This window comes from Rhodobacter capsulatus (assembly GCF_052363175.1).
GTDB lineage: Bacteria > Pseudomonadota > Alphaproteobacteria > Rhodobacterales > Rhodobacteraceae > Rhodobacter > Rhodobacter capsulatus_D.
Map to the genome: position 1 here is coordinate 3,532,518 of NZ_CP198946.1, position 17,483 is coordinate 3,550,000.

Sequence of the window (17,483 nt, forward strand, 5' to 3'; positions counted from 1 at the left end):
TTGTCGCCGGAATGGCCAGTGCTTAGCGACCCGTTCAGCGCCCGGCTGGCACGGCGGGCCGCTGCGCATCAGGAACTGAAACCGATGCCCAATCTGTCAAGCGCGCGGTTCAGCACGGAACGGCGACCCGTCCTGTCTTCGGCGGCCAGACCGGCCTGCGCCCAGCGGATGCCGACCCAGCGCAACGGTTCGGGCGGGAAGGGAAACGGCTTGCGGCGCAGCATCTGCAGCCGGGTCCGCTCGGTGTCCAGACCATCAAGCAGATCAAGCATCGCAAGCGCGGCAAACCGGCTTGCCGACACACCCTGACCGGTGAAGCCCAGCGCATAGGCGAGCCGCCCGTTGCAGGCCTGTCCGGCAAAGAACGTGGTCCGGGCCGAGGTGTCGATGATCCCGCCCCAGGCATGGGTGAACCGCACATCGGCCAGCTGCGGCAGGGCACGGGCAAAATTCCGCGCCAGCCGGTTGTAGCTTTCCACGCGGTCCAGCAGGACCGGATCGCGCCGGGCGCCGAAATGATAGACCGCATCGTAGCCCCCCCACAAAATCCGGTTGTCGGCCGTTTTGCGCAGGTAGTGGAACTGGTTGCCCATATCGGCCACCGAATGATCGGCCGTCCAGCCGATCGCGGCCAGTTCCTCGGCGCTCAGTGGACGGGTCATGATCGTGTAGTCGAAAATCGGGATGATCGCGGCCCGCAACCCGGGCAGCAGCGGCACCGCGGCATTGGTGGCAAGGATCACCCGATCCGCATGCACCACCGCCTCGGGGGTGATCAGCGTCACCTCGGCCGCGCCCGCGTGCAGGGCGGTGACCGGCGTCTGCTCATGGATCTCGACCCCGAGCGACAGCGCAACGCGGCGCAACTCTGCCACGGTCTGTGCCGGATTGACCAGCGCATAGTTTGGCTCGAACAGGCCAACCGAATGAATCGGGCTGTCAAAGCGCGCACGCAAGGCCGGGCCGGTCAGCAGGTTGCACGCGATCCCGAACTGGCGATAGTTCCCGGCCATCGCATGCAGAGCCGCTTCTTGCCAGGGCGTTTGCGCGATGTTGAGCTTTCCCTGACGCTGAAACCCGATGTCGAGCCCCAGCTCCTCCACATCCCGGGCATAGCCGTCCAGATTGTCACGCCCGAGCCGGATCAGCGTGTCAGCCTCGGCAGGCCAGCGGGCGAGCGCATTTCCCACCCCGTGCGAGATCGACGGCGCGCAAAAGCCACCATTGCGCCCCGAGGCAGCCTGCCCCGCCTGCCCCGCCTCAAGCAGCACGATCCGCGCCTCGGGCGCGCGGCGGCGGGCATGGATCGCCGACCAAAGCCCGGTGAAACCGCCCCCCACGATCGCCAGATCGGCGCGGATATCGGAGACGGGCGGCGGGCAGACGGGCTGCGCGGCCACGGTCTCAAACCAATAGGGGCGCAGCGCGGCCCCCCTCAGGCATTCCTCAAGCTGGGTCATGAAGCTCCCCCGGATTGTCGGCCAGAAGCCTTTCAAGACGGGCCAGTTCCTCGCGGGAATTGACGCCGGTCACCTCCAGCGGATCGGTTTCGACACAACCGACGCTGTGGCCATCGGCCCGGGCAAGGGCCACGATGTCGGTCAGATAGAACTCGCCCTTGGCATTGTCGTTGCCCACCCGCGCAAGAAGCGCAAAAAGCAGGTCACCCCGCACCGCCAGAACCCCCGAATTGCACAGCCCGATCCGGCGCTCTGCTTCGCTGGCTTCGGCATGCTCGACAATCCGGCTCAGACTGCCGTCGGGCGCGGTGACAAGCCGACCATAGGCGCGGGTGTCTTCGGGGCGAAAACCGAGAACCGCCAACGCCACCGGCCCCTGCACCGCGGCACAAAGCTTGTGCATCGTCGCCGGACGGATCAGCGGCACATCACCGTAAAGGACCAGCACCGTTCCGGCAAAGCCCTGCAACGCCGGTTGCGCCGCACGCACGGCATCACCCGTGCCCAACTGGCGCTCCTGCACGACGGTGGGCAGATCGGGGAAAGCCGCCAAGATCTGCTCCCGCCCGGCCCCGACGACCACGACCGTCCGGGCCGCGCCGAGTTGCGCAAGGCTGTCCAGAAGGTGCGCCAGCATCGGCCGCCCGGCAAGAGGGTGCAGCACCTTGTGCAGATCCGACCCCATCCGGCTGCCCTTGCCCGCCGCCAGAACGATTGCGGCAACCGGGCTCATGCGTCGCGGCCCAGATACCAGCCCCAAGTCTGACGGCTGTCGAACCGGGTGATCTGCTTGGTTTCGAAATAGGCCTCGAACCCGGCCCGACCCAGTTCGCGCCCGATGCCCGAGGCCTTGACACCGCCCCAGGGCAGTTGCGTGAAGGTGGGCTGCGAGCAATTCACCCAGATGATCCCGGCGCGCAACTTGCGGGCGACCCGCTCGCAACGCTGCAGATCGTCCGACATCACCGCGCCGGCCAGGCCATAGGCGCTGTCATTGGCCTCTGCCACGGCCTCGGCCTCGGTGTCGAAGGGGTTGACGCAGACCACCGGGCCAAAGATTTCCTCACGCCAGAGCGCAGAGTCTGTCGGCACATCGGCAAAGATCGTCGGGCGCAGGAAATAGCCGCGCGTCAGGCCCTCGGGGCGATCGCCCCCCGTCACCAGCCGTGCCCCCGAGGCCTTTCCCGCCGCGATCGCGGCACAGATCTTGTCATATTGCCCCTGCGACACGATCGGGCCAAGCTTGACTCCGGGCATGCTGCCCGCGCCGATGGGGATCGCCTCGGTCGCCTGTTGCAGTCGCGCGAGCAGCGCCGGATAGAGGCTTCGTTCCACCAGCACCCGCGAGGTGGCCGAACAGACCTCGCCCTTGTTCCAGAAGATCCCGAACAGGATCCACTCCACCGCCTTGTCGAGGTCGCAATCGGCAAAGATCACGAAGGGCGACTTGCCGCCCAGTTCCAGCGCGACGGTGCGGATCCCGGCCGCCGCCGCCATCATCACCTTGCGCCCGGTCGCCACCGAGCCGGTAAAGGCCACCTTGTCGATCAGCGGGTGATCGGCGAGCGGCTGCCCCGCTTCGGGGCCGGTGCCGGTCACGAGGTTGAAGACGCCCGGGGGAATGCCCGCGGCATGGATGATCTGCGCCAGCACCTCGCAGGAGAGCGAGCACAATTCCGAAGGCTTGAGCACGATGGTGCAGCCCGCCGCCAGCGCCGGAGCCACTTTCCAGACCGCCATGAGCAGCGGAAAGTTCCACGGCGTGATCGCGGCCACCACGCCCAGAGGCTCGCGCCGGATCGTGGCGGCAAAGCGGGCATCGCCGACATCCACCGGCTCTTCGGGGTCGCTGTCGCGCGCCTCGGCCAGATCGGCGTAATAGTCGAAGGCAAAGGCCGCATCGCCCACATCCCATTCGGCCTCGGGCAGGGGCTTGCCGTTGTCGCGCACCTCAAGGGCGGCGATTTCGGCCAGCCGCGCGCGCAGCCCCTGCGCCACCAGACGCAGCATCGCGGCACGGCTCGTGCCGCTCAGCTCCGACCAGATGCCAGTATCGAAGGCCTCCCGCGCAGCACGGACGGCGCGGTCGATATCGGCGGCCTGACCGGCGGCCACCTCGGCAAAGGGCGCCTCGGTGGCCGGGTCGATGGCGGGGAAATACCCCTGCGCCTGCGGCGCGACAAAGGCCCCTGCGATGTAAAGACGGGTCTTGTGCATCGGCTGTGCTCCTGTCTCAGACATGCTTGCGCCCGCCATCGCCGGAGCGGTCCAGAAACCACGCCTCCGGATAGGGATACCACCAGTCGTGGATCTGCGGCTTGTGATCCATCACCACCATCTTGGCACGGCGGAACGCATCAAGCCCCTGCCGCCCCAACTCGCGCCCCAGCCCCGAGGCCTTCCAGCCCCCGAAGGGCAACGCGTCATTGTCGATCATCGGGTTGTTGACCCAGACCATCCCCGCCTCGAGCCGTTCCGAGGCCTCGATCGCCTCGTCGAGCGCGGTGGTGAAGATCGAGGCGCCAAGGCCGAAGGGGCTGTCATTGGCGGCCGCAATCGCGGCGTCGAAATCGGCCACGCGGCACAGGGCCACCACCGGGCCAAAGATTTCCTCGTGCAGGATGTCCATCTCGGGGGTGCAATCGGTCAGGATCGTCGGCTCGTAGAACCAGCCGGTGTCGAGCCCCGGCGGCACCTTGCCCCCGCAAGCCAGCTTCGCCCCTTTCGCCAGCGCATCGGCCACCAGACGCTCGACCTTGTCGCGCGCGGCCTTTGAGACCAGCGGACCGATCTCATGGTGCCCCAGCCCGTTGCCGATCCGCAGCGCAAGGGTGCGCGCGACAAAGGCCTGCACGAAGGCATCATGCACCGCATCGACCACATAGATCCGCTCGGTCGAGGTGCAGACCTGCCCGGACATGTGAAAGGCCGCCGTCACCGCGCCTGCCGCAGCCACGTCGATCGGCGCCGAGGCGGCGATGATCATCGGGTCCGAACCACCCGCCTCGATCACGGCGGGTTTCATCTGCGCCGCCGCCGCCATCGCCACGGCCCGCCCCCCCGCCACCGAGCCGGTGAAGGCCACCGCATGGGTCAGCGGGCTGTCCACCAGCGCCTTGCCGGTCGCCGCACCGCCCGGCAGACAGGCGACAAGATCCGCGGGCAGGCCATCGAAGACGCGCATGAATTCGAGCGTCGACAGCGTGGTCGCCTCTGCCGGTTTGATGATGCAGCCATTGCCCGCCGCCAGCGACGCCGCCACCGTCCAGCACATCAGCAGGATCGGAAAGTTGAACGGCATGATATGCACGGAAACGCCCAGCGCCTCGTAGCGGGCATATTGCGTCGAACCGATCTGCGTCGTGCCGGCGATCTTGCCGGCGTCGTCGCGGGCCATTTCGGCGTAATAGCGAAAGATCGGCGCGACATTGGCGATTTCGCCGATCGCTTCGGGATAGGGCTTGCCCATCTCGCGGCTCATCAGGATCGCGGTTTCGGTGAAATCGGCCGCCTCGATCCGGTTGGCCAGCGCATGCAGAAGTTTCGCGCGGGTCTTGGCATCGGTGCGCTTCCACAGGCCTTGCGCGGCGTTGACACGGGTCAGCACCTCGGTCCGTTCCGTCTCGGTCACCTCGACCCGCTGACCGACGATCTCCAGCGTCGCGGGGTCGATCACATCCTGGCAGCAGCCGCTCGAGGGACGAAACCCCGGCGTCAGGTAATAGCGCGGCAGGGTCGGCTGGGTCATTGCTCTGTCCTTTGTTGCTGCTGGGCGCCCGGGCGCAGGTCTTGCGCCAGCGCAACGCCGCGGGCACGCCAGTCGGGCAGCGCATCGGCCAGCAGGGCCGTGATCGCCTCCAGACCGGCCGCTTGCAGCGCCGTCTCGAACTGCCCCAGCACGCGGGGCAGCCAGTGCAGGTAGTGCGGTTTGCGATCGCGCTGGCACAGCCGCACGAAGACGCCGCAGATCCGGGCGTGCCGCTGCGCCCCCATCAGGTGATATCGGGCCCGGATCGCCTCTGCCCCGCCAAGGCTCGCGGGGGCGGCGGCGCAGTAACGATCCAGCATCGCCTGTTCGAGACCGGGCGGCAGGTCGCGGCGGGCATCTTGCAGCAAGGACACGAGGTCGTATTCGCTCGGACCCAGAACCGCATCCTGAAAATCCAGAAGCCCGCAGCGCGCCACCCCGGAACGCCCGTCCAGCACCATCAGATTGTCGACGTGGAAATCGCGCAGAACCAGGGTTTCGCGCCGATCCACCACCTCTGACAGGGCCTCATCCCAGAGCGCCAGAAACCGCGCGGTGAAGGCCGCGCGATCCAGGTCCGGTGCCAGCGCGGCGACGAACCAGTCGCAAAACACCTGTAACTCGGCAAGCCAGGTGGCGCGGTCATAGGCGGGCTGGGCGATCGCCGCCGCCTCGGGCGCGTGATGCAGCGCGAGCAGCGCATCGACGGCCAGCGTGTAAAGCGCAGCCTCGTCGGCGCCCGCCGCCAGTTGGCGGGCATAGGTCGCATCGCCCCAGTCCTCGATCAGCGCAAGGCAGATCGCGGGGTCGGCCCCCTCGACGCGCGGCGCCGACAGGCCGAGCCCGTTGAGATGCCGCGCCACCCGGATATAGGACGAAAACCCGACCGGATCGGAGGGATCATGCATCAGCAGCAACCCTGCCCCCGGCAGGCGCCAGTACCGACGCGCGGAAGCATCGCCGGGCAGGGCCTCCGGCTCGAGGCCGACAAGTCCGTGACGCGCCATGAAGGTCACCGCGGGCGGCTCGAGACGCGGCGCCTCGGGGGGGGCAGGCTGGGACGAAACCGGCGTCATCGGATCATGTAGACCTTCTTGATGGTTTCATGGACGGTGCAGATGCCCTTCCAGTCCTTGGGGAAGAAAGCGGCGGTATCGGGGGTGATCTCGATCACGTCGCCGCTTTCATGCACATAGGTGCAGCGCCCTTCGAGGAAGTGGCAGAATTCATCCGAAGTCACATGGCAGGCCCATTGGCCCGGGGTGCAGATCCAGAGCCCACATTCGGACTGGCCCTCCGGCCCCTTGTGAAGCACGCGCCCCGAGACATGCGATTGCCCCTCGATCATCGTCGGGATCACGCCCCAATCGACGACATCGGAGATTTCAAGCGGGTTGCGCATCACTGGCGTTTTCATCGTCTGTCCTTCTCAGGCTAGCATGTAGATGTTGCGGATCGTCTCGATCACTTCGGCCTCGCCCTCGTAGCCTGCGGGAAACAGCACGCAGGTTCCGGCTTCGACTTCGGTCACCTCGCCCGTCGTTGCGGTGTAGCGGGCACGGCCGGAAACGAAATGGCAGAATTCATCCCGGGGAACGGAAATGCGCCAGCGCCCCGGGGTGCAGACCCAGATCCCGGTTTCGGGCGAGTTGCCCGGCCCCTTGAACAGAAGCCGTCCCGTGGAATGCGAGGCCCCCGCCAGCGCATCGGGTTGCGCCCCCCAATCGGCCAGATCCTCAAAGACACTGGCGCCGTGAATATGCGGCGCCGAGCTGTTCAGATCGGTCATTGCTGCACCTCCGCCGCCGTCTCGGTCAGGGCCAGCAACAGCTTCGCGGCCTTGTCGGGGCCCTCGCAGGCCTGCATATGCGCCGAGGTGGCAGCCAGCCGGGCCTTCATCGCCGGATCGGTCAGGCAGGCTTCGATCTTGGCAATGAGGTCCTCATCGGTCCAGTCGTAACGCTCCGAGCGGAAGCCGTGTCCGGTTTCCTCGACCCGCATCGCATTGTCATGCCCGTCCCAGACATAGGGCATGATGATTGCGGGCTTGGCGAAATAGAGACATTCGGTGAAGGAGTTGTTGCCGCCGTGATGGATCACCGCATCGACCTGCGGGATCACCGAAGGCTGTGGGAACCAGCTTTCGATCACCACATTTTCGGGAATATCACTGTAGCTGTCCTTGTAGTCGCCGACATTGACCAGCGCCCGATAGCGGGTCTTGCCAATCAGCGCGATCAGCCGTTTGAGCAAGTCGGTATCCCCCGCCCCGAGCGAGCCAAACGAGATGTAGAGCAGCGGCCCGTCGTTGTTCTTGCCGAAGGTGGGCACGGTATAGGGAGCCTCCTTGCGCACGCAGCCTTCGAGATACTGGAAGCGGGCCGGGTCCAGCGGCACCTTGCGGGTGTATTTCGCCTGTTCAGGATAAAGCAACAGGTTGAGGAAGGGCGAAGCTTCGAAAAACTCGCCCAGCGGATAGGGGGCCTCGCCATGCGCGGCGAGGAAAGCGTTGAAGTCATCATGGATCGGCTTGATGACCTCGTGGAATTTGGCCCGAAACGCGGCATGACCTGCGGTGTCGCTTTCGCTCAGACCGGAGAGATGCGGCGGAATGGCCGGGTCTTCGATCTCGTTTTCCGAGCAGGAAATCACCCGCACCCACGGCACGCCATATTGCTTGATCGCCGGAAACAGGATCACGTTGTCGACCGCGATCACATCGGGGCGGATCCGGTCCAGCACGGCGGGCAGATCCTTTTGCGCCCATTTCGCGCTGTCCACGATCGCCTCCCAGCAGCCCTTGACGTAGTTGTCCAGCTGATCGATCGGCTTTTTCGCGAAGTTCGGAATATGGCCGTTGATGAAATCCTCCCAGAACTTCGCCATCTGTTCGGGCGGCATCGGTTCGGACAGCGCCACCGGATGCGCCTCGAAGCCATAGCCCTCGTAGACCGGCACGAAGCCCGGATCGGAGAGGAACACCGCCTTGTGGCCCAGTCGGGTGATCGCCTGCGCGATGCCGACCGAGTTCAGCGCCGGGCCGAATGCGGCCTCGGGAAAGAAGGCGAAGGTTTTGCTTTGCATGAAAGACCTCTGGTTGTGCGGCCCGCGGGGGAAAGGGGGGAAGGTCAGGCTGGGAAGACGCGGGTATCGCGCGCATCCCAGCCCAGAGTGACGGTGTCGCCGATGCTCAGCGTGCGCGCCTCGGCCTGATCGGCGGTCAGACGGCACATCAGCGGGCGAGCCGAGATCGGCGTCTCGACGTGAATTTGCAGATCGAGCCCGTGATAGGCCATCGCGCTGATCTGGCCGCTCAGGTGGTTTTCATGCACCCGGGCATCGAGCCGCAGCCGCTCGGGGCGGACAGCGGCAACCGCCTGCGTGCCCAGACCCTCGGGCCGGTCGGCATGGATCACGCTGCCATCATTGGCGCGCAGGCTTTGCCCGTCGTTCTGCACCGGGATGATGTTCATCACGCCGATGAATTCGGCGGCATAGCGGCTGGCAGGATGTTCGTAGATCTCGCGCGGGGGGGCACATTGCAGCAGGGCACCGTTTTGCAAGATGGCGATGCGGTCGGCCATCACCAGCGCCTCTTCCTGATCATGGGTGACGATGATGAAGGTGATGCCGAAATCATGCTGGATTCGCTTGAGTTCAAGCTGCATCTCGCCGCGCAGTTTCTTGTCGAGCGCGCCCAGCGGTTCATCAAGCAACAGCAGCCGGGGCCGCTTCACCAGCGCTCGCGCCAGGGCCACCCGCTGCCGTTGGCCGCCCGAGAGCTGATCGGGCTTGCGCGCGGCCAGATGCGACAGCTGGATCGTGGTCAGGATTTCGTCGACGCGCGCCTGGATCTCGGGCTTGGGCAGCCGCTCCATTTCCAGCCCGTAGGCAATGTTCTGCGCCACCGTCATATGCGGAAACAGCGCGTAGCTTTGAAACATCAGGTTCAGCGGCCGCAGGTTCGGCGGCGTTCGGGAGATATCCTTGCCATCCAGCAAGATCGCCCCCGAGGTGGGCGTTTCGAACCCCGCCAGCATCCGCAACAGCGTCGTCTTGCCCGAGCCAGAGGCGCCCAGCAGCGCGAAAAACTCGTTTTCGCGGATATCGAGCGAGACGCCATTGACCGCCCGCACCGTGCCGAAGCGTTTTTCGACATTCCAGAGAGAAAGAAGGGGTTTCATTGGCCCGGCAGGCCTCCGCGGTTGAGACGTTGTGCCAGCGTCAGCGTCAGCAGCGAGAAGCCGATCACGAGAGTGGCAAGCACATTGATTTCAGGGGTCACGCCGAAGCGGATCATCGCGTAGATCTGCATCGGCAGGGTGATCGAGGCCCGCTCGGCCCCGGCGGTGAAAAAGGCGATGATGAATTCATCGACCGACAGCGTGAAGGCCAGCAGCGCCCCGGCAATCACCGCCGGCATCAGCACCGGCAGCACCACGCGGCGCAGGGTGGTCAAGGTCGAGGCCCCCAGATCGGCCGAGGCTTCGACGATCGACCAGTCGAAAGTCTTCAGCCGTGCCCGCACCACCGCGCAGACGAAGGCGAGGTTGAACACCACATGCGACATGATCACCGTATGCAGGCCCAGCCGGACATCGAGCAGCGAGAAGAAGCTTAATAGCGCAATCGCCAGCACGATGTCGGGGATCACCATCGGCGCGAAGATCAGCGTTTCCAGCACCCGGCCCTTGCGACGGCGGATCTCGACGCCAAGCGCCAGAAGCGTGCCTAGGAGCGTGGCAAAGACGGTCGAAACCAGCCCGACGATCAGCGTATTGCCGGCCGCGCGCAGGATGTCGGCATTGGCGAAAAGCGCCCCGTACCATTTGAACGAAAAGCCGGTCCAGGCCGTCGGCATGCCGCCTTCGTTGAAGGACAATCCGACCAGAACCGAGATCGGAATGTAAAGGAAGGCAAACACGACGACGAGGATCAGCACCATCAACCCGGTGTTCGAGGGCTCATCCATGCGCGGTCTCCTCGCTCTGACGCCCGCTCGAGGCGCGTTCGTTGGCGAATGTCTGCAAGGTCAGCAGCACCAGCATCACCGCAATCAGCACCATCGACAGCGCCGAGCCGAAGGGCCAGTCGTTCGAGGTCAGGAATTGCGCGTAAACGAGGTTGCCAACCATCTGGAACTGCCCGCCCCCCAGTAGCGCGGGGGTGACGAAATTGCCGATCGACAGCACGAAGACGAAAACGAAACCTGTCGCCACGCCCGGCAGCGTCATCGGCAACGTCACCCGGCGAAAGGTGGTCCAGCCGCCTGCTCCCAGATCGCGCGAGGCCTCGGCAATTTCAGGGTTGAGACGCGAGAGCGGCGCATAGGCGGCAAGGATCACGAAGGGCAGGTAGTTGTAGACAAGCCCGGTGATCACCGCCCCCTCGGTGTAAAGCATCTGCGGCAGCTCGCCATGATAGCCCATCGCGCGGGCGATGTTGACGATCAGCCCCTCGCGGTTGAGCAGCACGATCCAGGCATAGGTGCGCACCAGATAATTCGACCAGAACGGCAGGATGGCGAAGAACAGCAGCCGGGGTTGATCGCGGCGCGGCATCTGCGCGATGGCATAGGCGGCGGCATAGCCCAGCACCGAGGCGATGCTTGCGGCCAGCCCCGCAATCCAGGCCGATTTCAGGAAGATCCGCGCATAAAGCGGATCCAGCACGAGGCTGAAGTTCTCCAGCGTGAACGTATAGTCGATGCCGCCGTAGATGCCGCGCTGGAAAAAGGCGAGCGCAAGGATCAGCAGGCAGGGCACTACCATGAAGGCCGTCAGCCAGACGAAGGCTGGTGCGATCAGGGCAAGGGATTTTTTGTCTTGCATCAGCGGAATCCGATCCTGTCCGGGCCAGAGGCCCGTGCGGAGACAGACGGGGCCGAAAGGCCCCATCCGAGGAGAGAGAACGACGGAGAAAGCCGAGAGGCCCCGGACGGCGGGGCAGATCCGCGCGATCAGTTCGCGGCCATGATCTCCGACACGGTGCGGGAATAGGCGCGCTGCGCCTTGCCCACGTCGCGCAGCTGTTCATGCGCCAGCAATTCGGCCGGTGTCATCGCCAGGTTGGGATATTTCGCGATCAGGCTTGGGTCGAGCCCTTCCATCGCCACCTTGTTCGGCACCTTGTAGAGGATGTTCTCTGCCGCCCAGCGGTGGGTTGCCCCGTCGAGCATCGCGTTGACGAAGGCATAGGCCGCGTCCTTGTGCTCGGAGGTCTTCAGGATCACCATCGTATCGACCCACAGATCGGAGCCTTCCTTCGGGATCAGGTATTTGATCTGCGGATTTTCGGTGATGCCATAGTTGCACCAGCCATCCCAGGCCTGCACCATCACCGCCTCGCCCGAGACCAGCTTGGAATAGAAGGTGGTGTCGTCATAAGCGAGCAGCGTCTTCTTGGCCGAGATCAGCAGATCGCGGGTCTGGTCGAGCTTGACCTGATCGGTTTCATTGACCGAATAGCCCTCGGCCAGGAAGCCCGCCGCCAGAAGCCAGCGTTCGGTGGCAAGCATCGTCGTCTTGCCGCTGACCGCCGCACTGGGCTTGAGCAGGTCGTTCCACGATGTCGGCTCGGCGGTCAGATCGGCGCGATAGCACAGACCCGTCGTCCCCCAGGTATAGGGCACCGAGAAGACGTTGCCCTTGTCATGGGCAAGTTCAGTCGCCTCTGGGTAAAGATTGGCAAGATTGGGCAGTTTCGCGTGATCGAGATCCTCGGCAAGGCCAAGGTTGTGCAGAACCTCGGCGAAGGGCGCCGAAACGAACACAACGTCATAGCCCTTGCCGCCCGAGGCGATCAGCTTGCCCATGATCTCTTCATTGGTGGCATGCAGCACCAGTTCGGCCGTGTTGCCGGTGGCGGCGTTGAATTTCTCGATCGCATCGGGGGCCAGATAGCCATCCCAGTTTGAAATCACCAAGTTCTCGGCGTGGGCCGATACCACGCCAAGGCCAAGCACGACCCCCGCAAGGGTCCATGCGTGGCGCGAAAAGGTTGTCATCGCGACCTCCTGTTGCTGTTCCACCGTCGCCGGTGGCCTGTTGGAAAATGCGGTTCTTGCTGACCACTGAAACTGAGAGTACGTTTGAAGATAAAAATACGTCAAACGGTATTGTTGGTTCTTTTGGTCATCCGCGTATCTGCGGCAGCTTGGGAGGGGGTCATGGCAGAATCGCGACGATCATCACGCCACAATCACTTGGAACTCGCGCGCAGGGTGATCGCTCTGATTCTGGAGCGCGGCATGAGCGCGAGCGCCCATTTGCCCGAACAAGCGATTGCCGACGCCTGCGGCGTATCACGAACGCCGATCCGCTCCGCCTTCAAAATCCTGGAAGAGAACGGAATTCTGTCGTGGAAAGAAGAGGTTGGATATCAGGTCAAGCTGGGCGCCCAAGAGGGCCTCTCCGAGGCGTCACTGGATGTGGCCGATCTGGAGCAAAGCCTGTTCGACCGGATTCTGGCCGATCGCGCCGCACGGCGCATTCCCGATGTTCAATCCGTAAGCGCATTGGCGCGGCGTTACGCAGTTTCCAGAGTGACAGTATTAAATGCTCTAAAAATACTGGCACGGGATGGAATTGTAACGCAACTTCCGGGGCGGTCCTGGGCCTTTCAACCGCTGCTGGACACGCCTCGGGCAATCTCGGAAAGCTTCGCCTTCCGGCTGATGCTCGAACCTCAGGCGATCCTGGCGCCGGGGTTCGTGCTCGATCCGCCGCGCGCGGGGGTGATGCGCAGTCGGATTCGGGAGTTTCTGGCGCTGAGCGATTCGCGACTGAGCGCCGCAGCCTTTCGGCGCATCGACATCGACTTTCACGTGATGATCGCCGAGGCCAGCGCGAACCGCTTCACCCAAGGCGCGCTTCTGGCGCATCACCGGCTGCGCGCCGCCGGACAGAAGGAAGCTGCGCAGCCGCCATTCCGGCTGCGTCAGGCGATGGAGGAGCATCTCGACATCCTCGACAGTCTGGAGCGCAATCAATTGGAACTTGCGGCTGATCAGATGGTGCTGCATCTGCGGCGATCAGGGATCCGGCGGCCTGAAACGGCTGGGCGCGGCATGGTCTCCCTGCTTGGCGGGGCGCAGCCCTCCGGCCCGTTATCGAAAGGAACCGCGCGGTGAGCAGCTCGCCCGTCATAGCGCTTTTTCCCGAGGCCAGCTTTGGGGCCGCGCTCAATTGCGTGGGCATCGCCCGCGAATTGCAGGCCCGCGGTGCCGAGCCGGTTTTCCTGTGCCACCCCGGCTTCACCGGGGTCTTCGCGGAATATGGCTTTCGCGAATACCATTTGCAGACCGGCCCCGGAACCGGACAGGGGCGCTGGCAGGATTTCGTCAATACCCATCTGCCACATTTTGATCTGTCGCCCGAAGAGCAGCTGGAAACCTATGTCGCGCCCACCTGGGAGGCGATCGTCGATACCGTGATCGCGGTCGAAGACTCGCTCGAGGCGCTGCTTGCACAGATCCGACCGGACGCGATCCTGCTCGACAATGTCATCATGTTTCCGGCGATCCTGCGCGCCGGGCGGCCCTGGGTGCGGATCGTGTCCTGCGCCGAGACCGAGATCCCAGATCCAAGCGTGCCGCCCTATCTGTCGGGCCTTTCGCCGAAAGATGCCGAGGGTCGGGCGCGATGGGAACGAGCCTGCGCGCCGCTGCTGCGCCCGGCCCATAACCGCTACAATGCCTTTCGCAAGGCCCGCGGTCTCAAGCCGTTGCCCACCGGGCAGTTCCTTGAGGAATCCGACTGTCTGAACCTGCTTCTGGCCCCCTCTGCCGTCCGCTATCCACGCCAGAAGCCGCTGCCCGCGGATCGGTTCGTCTTTCTCGAAGGCTGCGTGCGAGAGGAGGCCCGGTTCGATCCGCCAGCCCTGCCACGCAACGAAGGCCCGCTCGTCTATCTCAGCTTCGGCAGTCTGGGGGCGGTCGATACCACGCAGATCAAGCGGATGCTGGAGGTGTTCGACACCATGCCAGCGCGGTTTTTCGTCAATGTCGGCGGCTATCTGGATGCCTATCGGCAGGTGCCCGACAATGTGTTTCTGGGCAGCTGGTTCCCGCAGCCCTCGGTGGTGGCCCGCTCGGAGCTGTTCATCCATCACGGCGGCAACAATTCCTTTTGCGAGGCGCTGTTTCACGGCGTGCCCTCGCTGGTGATGCCCTATTGCTGGGACGGGCACGACAATGCACGTCGCACCGAGGAGACCGGCGTAGGGCGGCATCTGCATCGCACGGACTGGTCGCCCGAAGACCTGCGCGCCACCATCACGGGGCTCCTTGAGGATGAGGCAATGCGTTGCAGGCTTTCGGAAATCTCGGCAGCGATGCAGGCCGACCCCGGGGTGGCACGGGCGGCGACGGCGGTTCTGGAACGGCTGGGCGCAGCATGACGCGGATCGGCAATGAGCTGCTGTCGGTCGAGGTGGCCACACGGGGCGCCGAGACACGCTCGATCCGCTTTCGCGGGCGGGAAATCCTCTGGCAGGGCGATCCGGCTTTTTGGACCGGCCGGGCCCCGCTGCTTTTTCCGATCGTGGGCCGGGCCGAAAATGACCTGATCGCGGTGAATGGGCGGCAAGCCCAGATGACGATCCACGGCTTTGCGCAGCATGCCGAGTTCACGCCAGTCGTACAGGCGCCGGATTTTTGCTGCCACGAATGGCACTCGTCCGAAGCCACACGGGCCGTCTATCCGCGGGATTTCCGACTGAGTGTCGCGCATCGCGTAAGCGGCGCGCGGCTGACCCTCACCGCCATCGTCGAGAACACCGGCACCGAGACGATGCCCTTCGGTCTGGGCTTTCACCCGGGATTTCTCTGGCCCTTGCCGGGGCTGGAGGGGGAGCCGCATGAGCTGATGCTGGAAAACGGCGCCGAACCCGCGGCACTGGCGCTTGCGGGCGGGCTGATTGCGGGGCCGGAGCTTGCCTCGCCATTCCGGGCTGGCAGGCTCGCACTGTCCGAGTCGGTCTTTGCCGCCGACAGTTCGCTTGTTTTCGCGCGGGGAACGGGAACGGAGTTGCACTTTGGCGTTGCGGATGGTCGGGGGTTGCGCCTTGTCATCGAGGGCCTGCCCAACCTTGTGCTGTGGCATCCGCCGCAGGCCGGTTTCCTGTGCATCGAGCCGTGGCATGGCCTGCCTGCACGCTGCGGCGCGGGCCCCGAGATTGCCGCCCGGCCCTTCACCACGCATCTCGCCGCCGGAAAACAATGCCGGTTCTCGCTTGCCATGGAAATCGATTTGCCGGAGCCGCTTTGAGACAGAAGACGATGGTTGCAGGGGCAGAGTGAGATGTCCGGTAGCAAGCCGCTTTTCCGCCGGGCTGCCGATTTCGGCAATCAGTTCCTCGAAAGCATACGCCTGCCGCGTGGGCCTTGGCGATCCATTGTTGCGCCCCTCGCCCTTCCCACTTTGCTTCTCTCTACTGTAGCACTGGCGTAGCACCGCGGCTTGCCAAAGCAGAAAGTCCCACCGAATGGTGGGGCGCATGTCTTTGATTTATTCATAAATTTTGGTTGCGGGGGCAGGATTTGAACCTGCGGCCTTCAGGTTATGAGCCTGACGAGCTACCGGGCTGCTCCACCCCGCGCCATTTCCCCGAGGGCGATATTTTGCGATCGGGAGTATTTGTCATCGAGTATGAGAGAACATGGCTTCTTTCTAGGTTTGGCGGTGACCTACTCTCCCACGTCTTGAGACGCAGTACCATCGGCGTGTTGGCCCTTAACGGCCGAGTTCGGGATGGGATCGGGTGTTTAGCCAACGCTATGACCACCAAACCGAGGAAGAAGCCATCTGTCCAAGTCAAGTTTCACATCAGAAGCGCACCTGCCGCGACTGCGGCCTCCGGCATTGCGCCGGCGCGGAGCGTTCTTCTTACTAACCTCGTGTATACTTGCTTTTGATCATGAGCCTTGCTGCTACTGGATCAAATCAAGCCAATCGGGCAATTAGTACCGGTCAACTGAATGCATTGCTGCACTTACATCTCCGGCCTATCGACGTGGTGGTCTTCCACGGCCCTCAAGGGATACCTGGTTTTGAGGGGGGCTTCACGCTTAGATGCCTTCAGCGTTTATCCTGTCCGTTCATAGCTACCCAGCACTACCGTTGGCACGATAACTGGTCCACCAGTGGAACGTTCACCCCGGTCCTCTCGTACTAGGGGCAACTCCTCTCAAGTATCCTACACCCACGGCAGATAGGGACCGAACTGTCTCACGACGTTCTAAACCCAGCTCACGTACCTCTTTAAATGGCGAACAGCCATACCCTTGGGACCTGCTCCAGCCCCAGGATGAGATGAGCCGACATCGAGGTGCCAAACGATGCCGTCGATATGGACTCTTGGGCATCATCAGCCTGTTATCCCCAGAGTACCTTTTATCCGTTGAGCGATGGCCCTCCCACTTGGGACCACCGGATCACTATGACCGACTTTCGTCTCTGCTCGACTTGTCAGTCTTGCAGTCAGGCAGGCTTTTGCCATTGCACTCAACGACCGATTTCCGACCGGTCTGAGCCTACCTTCGCGCGCCTCCGTTACGATTTGGGAGGCGACCGCCCCAGTCAAACTCCCCACCATGCAGGGTCCCGGACCCGGATAACGGGCCGCGGTTAGACATCAAGAGTGCGAAGGGTGGTATCTCAAGGGAGCCTCCACCGAAACTGGCGTCTCGGTTTCAAAGGCTACCACCTATCCTGCACATCACAATCCTGATGCCAGTGCAAAGCTGGAGTAAAGGTTCATGGGGTCTTTCCGTCTAACCGCGGGTAGTGTGCATCTTGACACACAGTTCAATTTCGCTGAGTCCACGTTTGAGACAGCGGGGAGATCGTTACGCCATTCGTGCAGGTCGGAACTTACCCGACAAGGAATTTCGCTACCTTAGGACCGTTATAGTTACGGCCGCCGTTTACTGGGGCTTCAATTCGGAGCTTGCACCCCTCCTTTTAACCTTCCAGCACCGGGCAGGCGTCAGACCCTATACGTCGCCTTACGGCTTCGCAGAGCCCTGTGTTTTAAGTAAACAGTCGCCACCCCCTAGTTTGTGCCCCCCACCGATAGTTGCCTATCAATGGGGCCTCCTTCTCGCGAACTTACGGAGGCATTTTGCCGAGTTCCTTAAACGTGGTTCTCTCAAGCGCCTTGGTATACTCTACCTGTCCACCTGTGTCGGTTTAGGGTACGGTCATATGGAGGGCTATTTCCAGGGACACCGCAGCTGCCCGACCAATCCGATAAGGTCGAACAACAGTAAGCAT

15 protein-coding genes, 1 tRNA gene and 2 rRNA genes (1 of these 18 only partly in view) are annotated in these 17,483 nt (G+C 63.7%); 3 read left to right on the top strand and 15 right to left on the bottom strand.

The features are described from left to right. Positions 1-68: 68 nt before the first annotated feature. From ACTTAI_RS18300 to ACTTAI_RS18355, 12 genes are all read right to left on the bottom strand, one after another. Positions 69-1,460, bottom strand: a complete 1,392-nt coding sequence (locus ACTTAI_RS18300; RefSeq protein ID WP_444452919.1) for an NAD(P)/FAD-dependent oxidoreductase — start codon at positions 1,458-1,460, stop codon at positions 69-71. Further along, positions 1,447-2,193 carry an NTP transferase domain-containing protein gene (locus ACTTAI_RS18305; RefSeq protein ID WP_444452920.1) on the bottom strand — a complete coding sequence of 249 codons (747 nt, stop codon included), beginning with the start codon at positions 2,191-2,193 and terminating at the stop codon, positions 1,447-1,449. The genes ACTTAI_RS18300 and ACTTAI_RS18305 overlap by 14 nt, the downstream gene beginning before the upstream one ends. Next, on the bottom strand, positions 2,190-3,677 hold the full coding sequence (locus ACTTAI_RS18310; RefSeq protein ID WP_444452921.1) for an aldehyde dehydrogenase family protein: 1,488 nt from the start codon (positions 3,675-3,677) through the stop codon (positions 2,190-2,192). Before ACTTAI_RS18310 ends, ACTTAI_RS18305 begins: the two co-directional genes overlap by 4 nt. A 16-nt stretch (positions 3,678-3,693) precedes the next feature. Further along, positions 3,694-5,208: an aldehyde dehydrogenase family protein gene (locus ACTTAI_RS18315; protein ID WP_444452922.1), complete on the bottom strand. Its 1,515-nt coding sequence runs from the start codon at positions 5,206-5,208 to the stop codon at positions 3,694-3,696. Further along, positions 5,205-6,284 (bottom strand): aminoglycoside phosphotransferase family protein, encoded by a 1,080-nt coding sequence (locus tag ACTTAI_RS18320; RefSeq protein ID WP_444452923.1) that lies wholly within the window; start codon positions 6,282-6,284, stop codon positions 5,205-5,207. The genes ACTTAI_RS18315 and ACTTAI_RS18320 overlap by 4 nt, the downstream gene beginning before the upstream one ends. Beyond that, a complete protein-coding gene (locus tag ACTTAI_RS18325; RefSeq protein ID WP_444452924.1) occupies positions 6,281-6,625 on the bottom strand; it encodes a cupin domain-containing protein in 345 nt (114 codons plus the stop codon). Before ACTTAI_RS18325 ends, ACTTAI_RS18320 begins: the two co-directional genes overlap by 4 nt. A 12-nt stretch (positions 6,626-6,637) precedes the next feature. Beyond that, on the bottom strand, positions 6,638-6,997 hold the full coding sequence (locus ACTTAI_RS18330) for a cupin domain-containing protein (RefSeq protein ID WP_444452925.1): 360 nt from the start codon (positions 6,995-6,997) through the stop codon (positions 6,638-6,640). Then, a complete protein-coding gene (locus ACTTAI_RS18335) occupies positions 6,994-8,292 on the bottom strand; it encodes a glycosyltransferase (RefSeq protein ID WP_444452926.1) in 1,299 nt (432 codons plus the stop codon). Before ACTTAI_RS18335 ends, ACTTAI_RS18330 begins: the two co-directional genes overlap by 4 nt. A gap of 44 nt (positions 8,293-8,336) precedes the next feature. After that, positions 8,337-9,392: an ABC transporter ATP-binding protein gene (locus ACTTAI_RS18340; RefSeq protein ID WP_444452927.1), complete on the bottom strand. Its 1,056-nt coding sequence runs from the start codon at positions 9,390-9,392 to the stop codon at positions 8,337-8,339. Next, a complete protein-coding gene (locus tag ACTTAI_RS18345; protein WP_444452928.1) occupies positions 9,389-10,180 on the bottom strand; it encodes an ABC transporter permease in 792 nt (263 codons plus the stop codon). Before ACTTAI_RS18345 ends, ACTTAI_RS18340 begins: the two co-directional genes overlap by 4 nt. Next, positions 10,173-11,039, bottom strand: a complete 867-nt coding sequence (locus ACTTAI_RS18350; RefSeq protein WP_444452929.1) for an ABC transporter permease — start codon at positions 11,037-11,039, stop codon at positions 10,173-10,175. The genes ACTTAI_RS18345 and ACTTAI_RS18350 overlap by 8 nt, the downstream gene beginning before the upstream one ends. A 128-nt stretch (positions 11,040-11,167) precedes the next feature. After that, positions 11,168-12,214 (bottom strand): polyamine ABC transporter substrate-binding protein, encoded by a 1,047-nt coding sequence (locus ACTTAI_RS18355; protein ID WP_444452930.1) that lies wholly within the window; start codon positions 12,212-12,214, stop codon positions 11,168-11,170. A 114-nt stretch (positions 12,215-12,328) separates the two neighbouring features. Here ACTTAI_RS18355 and ACTTAI_RS18360 point away from each other — a divergent pair, with 114 nt between their 5' ends. The 3 genes from ACTTAI_RS18360 to ACTTAI_RS18370 are packed head-to-tail and all read left to right on the top strand — an operon-like array spanning position 12,329 to position 15,476. After that, a complete protein-coding gene (locus tag ACTTAI_RS18360) occupies positions 12,329-13,339 on the top strand; it encodes a GntR family transcriptional regulator (RefSeq protein ID WP_444452931.1) in 1,011 nt (336 codons plus the stop codon). Further along, on the top strand, positions 13,336-14,607 hold the full coding sequence (locus ACTTAI_RS18365; RefSeq protein WP_444452932.1) for a glycosyltransferase: 1,272 nt from the start codon (positions 13,336-13,338) through the stop codon (positions 14,605-14,607). The genes ACTTAI_RS18360 and ACTTAI_RS18365 overlap by 4 nt, the downstream gene beginning before the upstream one ends. Then, a complete protein-coding gene (locus tag ACTTAI_RS18370; protein WP_444452933.1) occupies positions 14,604-15,476 on the top strand; it encodes an aldose 1-epimerase family protein in 873 nt (290 codons plus the stop codon). The genes ACTTAI_RS18365 and ACTTAI_RS18370 overlap by 4 nt, the downstream gene beginning before the upstream one ends. A 254-nt stretch (positions 15,477-15,730) precedes the next feature. Here ACTTAI_RS18370 and ACTTAI_RS18375 read toward each other — a convergent pair. From ACTTAI_RS18375 to ACTTAI_RS18385, 3 genes are all read right to left on the bottom strand, one after another. Beyond that, positions 15,731-15,807, bottom strand: a tRNA-Met gene (locus ACTTAI_RS18375). 75 nt (positions 15,808-15,882) lie between these two features. Continuing rightward, positions 15,883-15,997, bottom strand: a 5S ribosomal RNA gene (gene rrf / locus ACTTAI_RS18380). Positions 15,998-16,147: 150 nt separating this feature from the next. Then, positions 16,148-17,483: ribosomal RNA gene (locus ACTTAI_RS18385) — 23S ribosomal RNA — on the bottom strand (it continues 1,498 nt past the right edge of the window).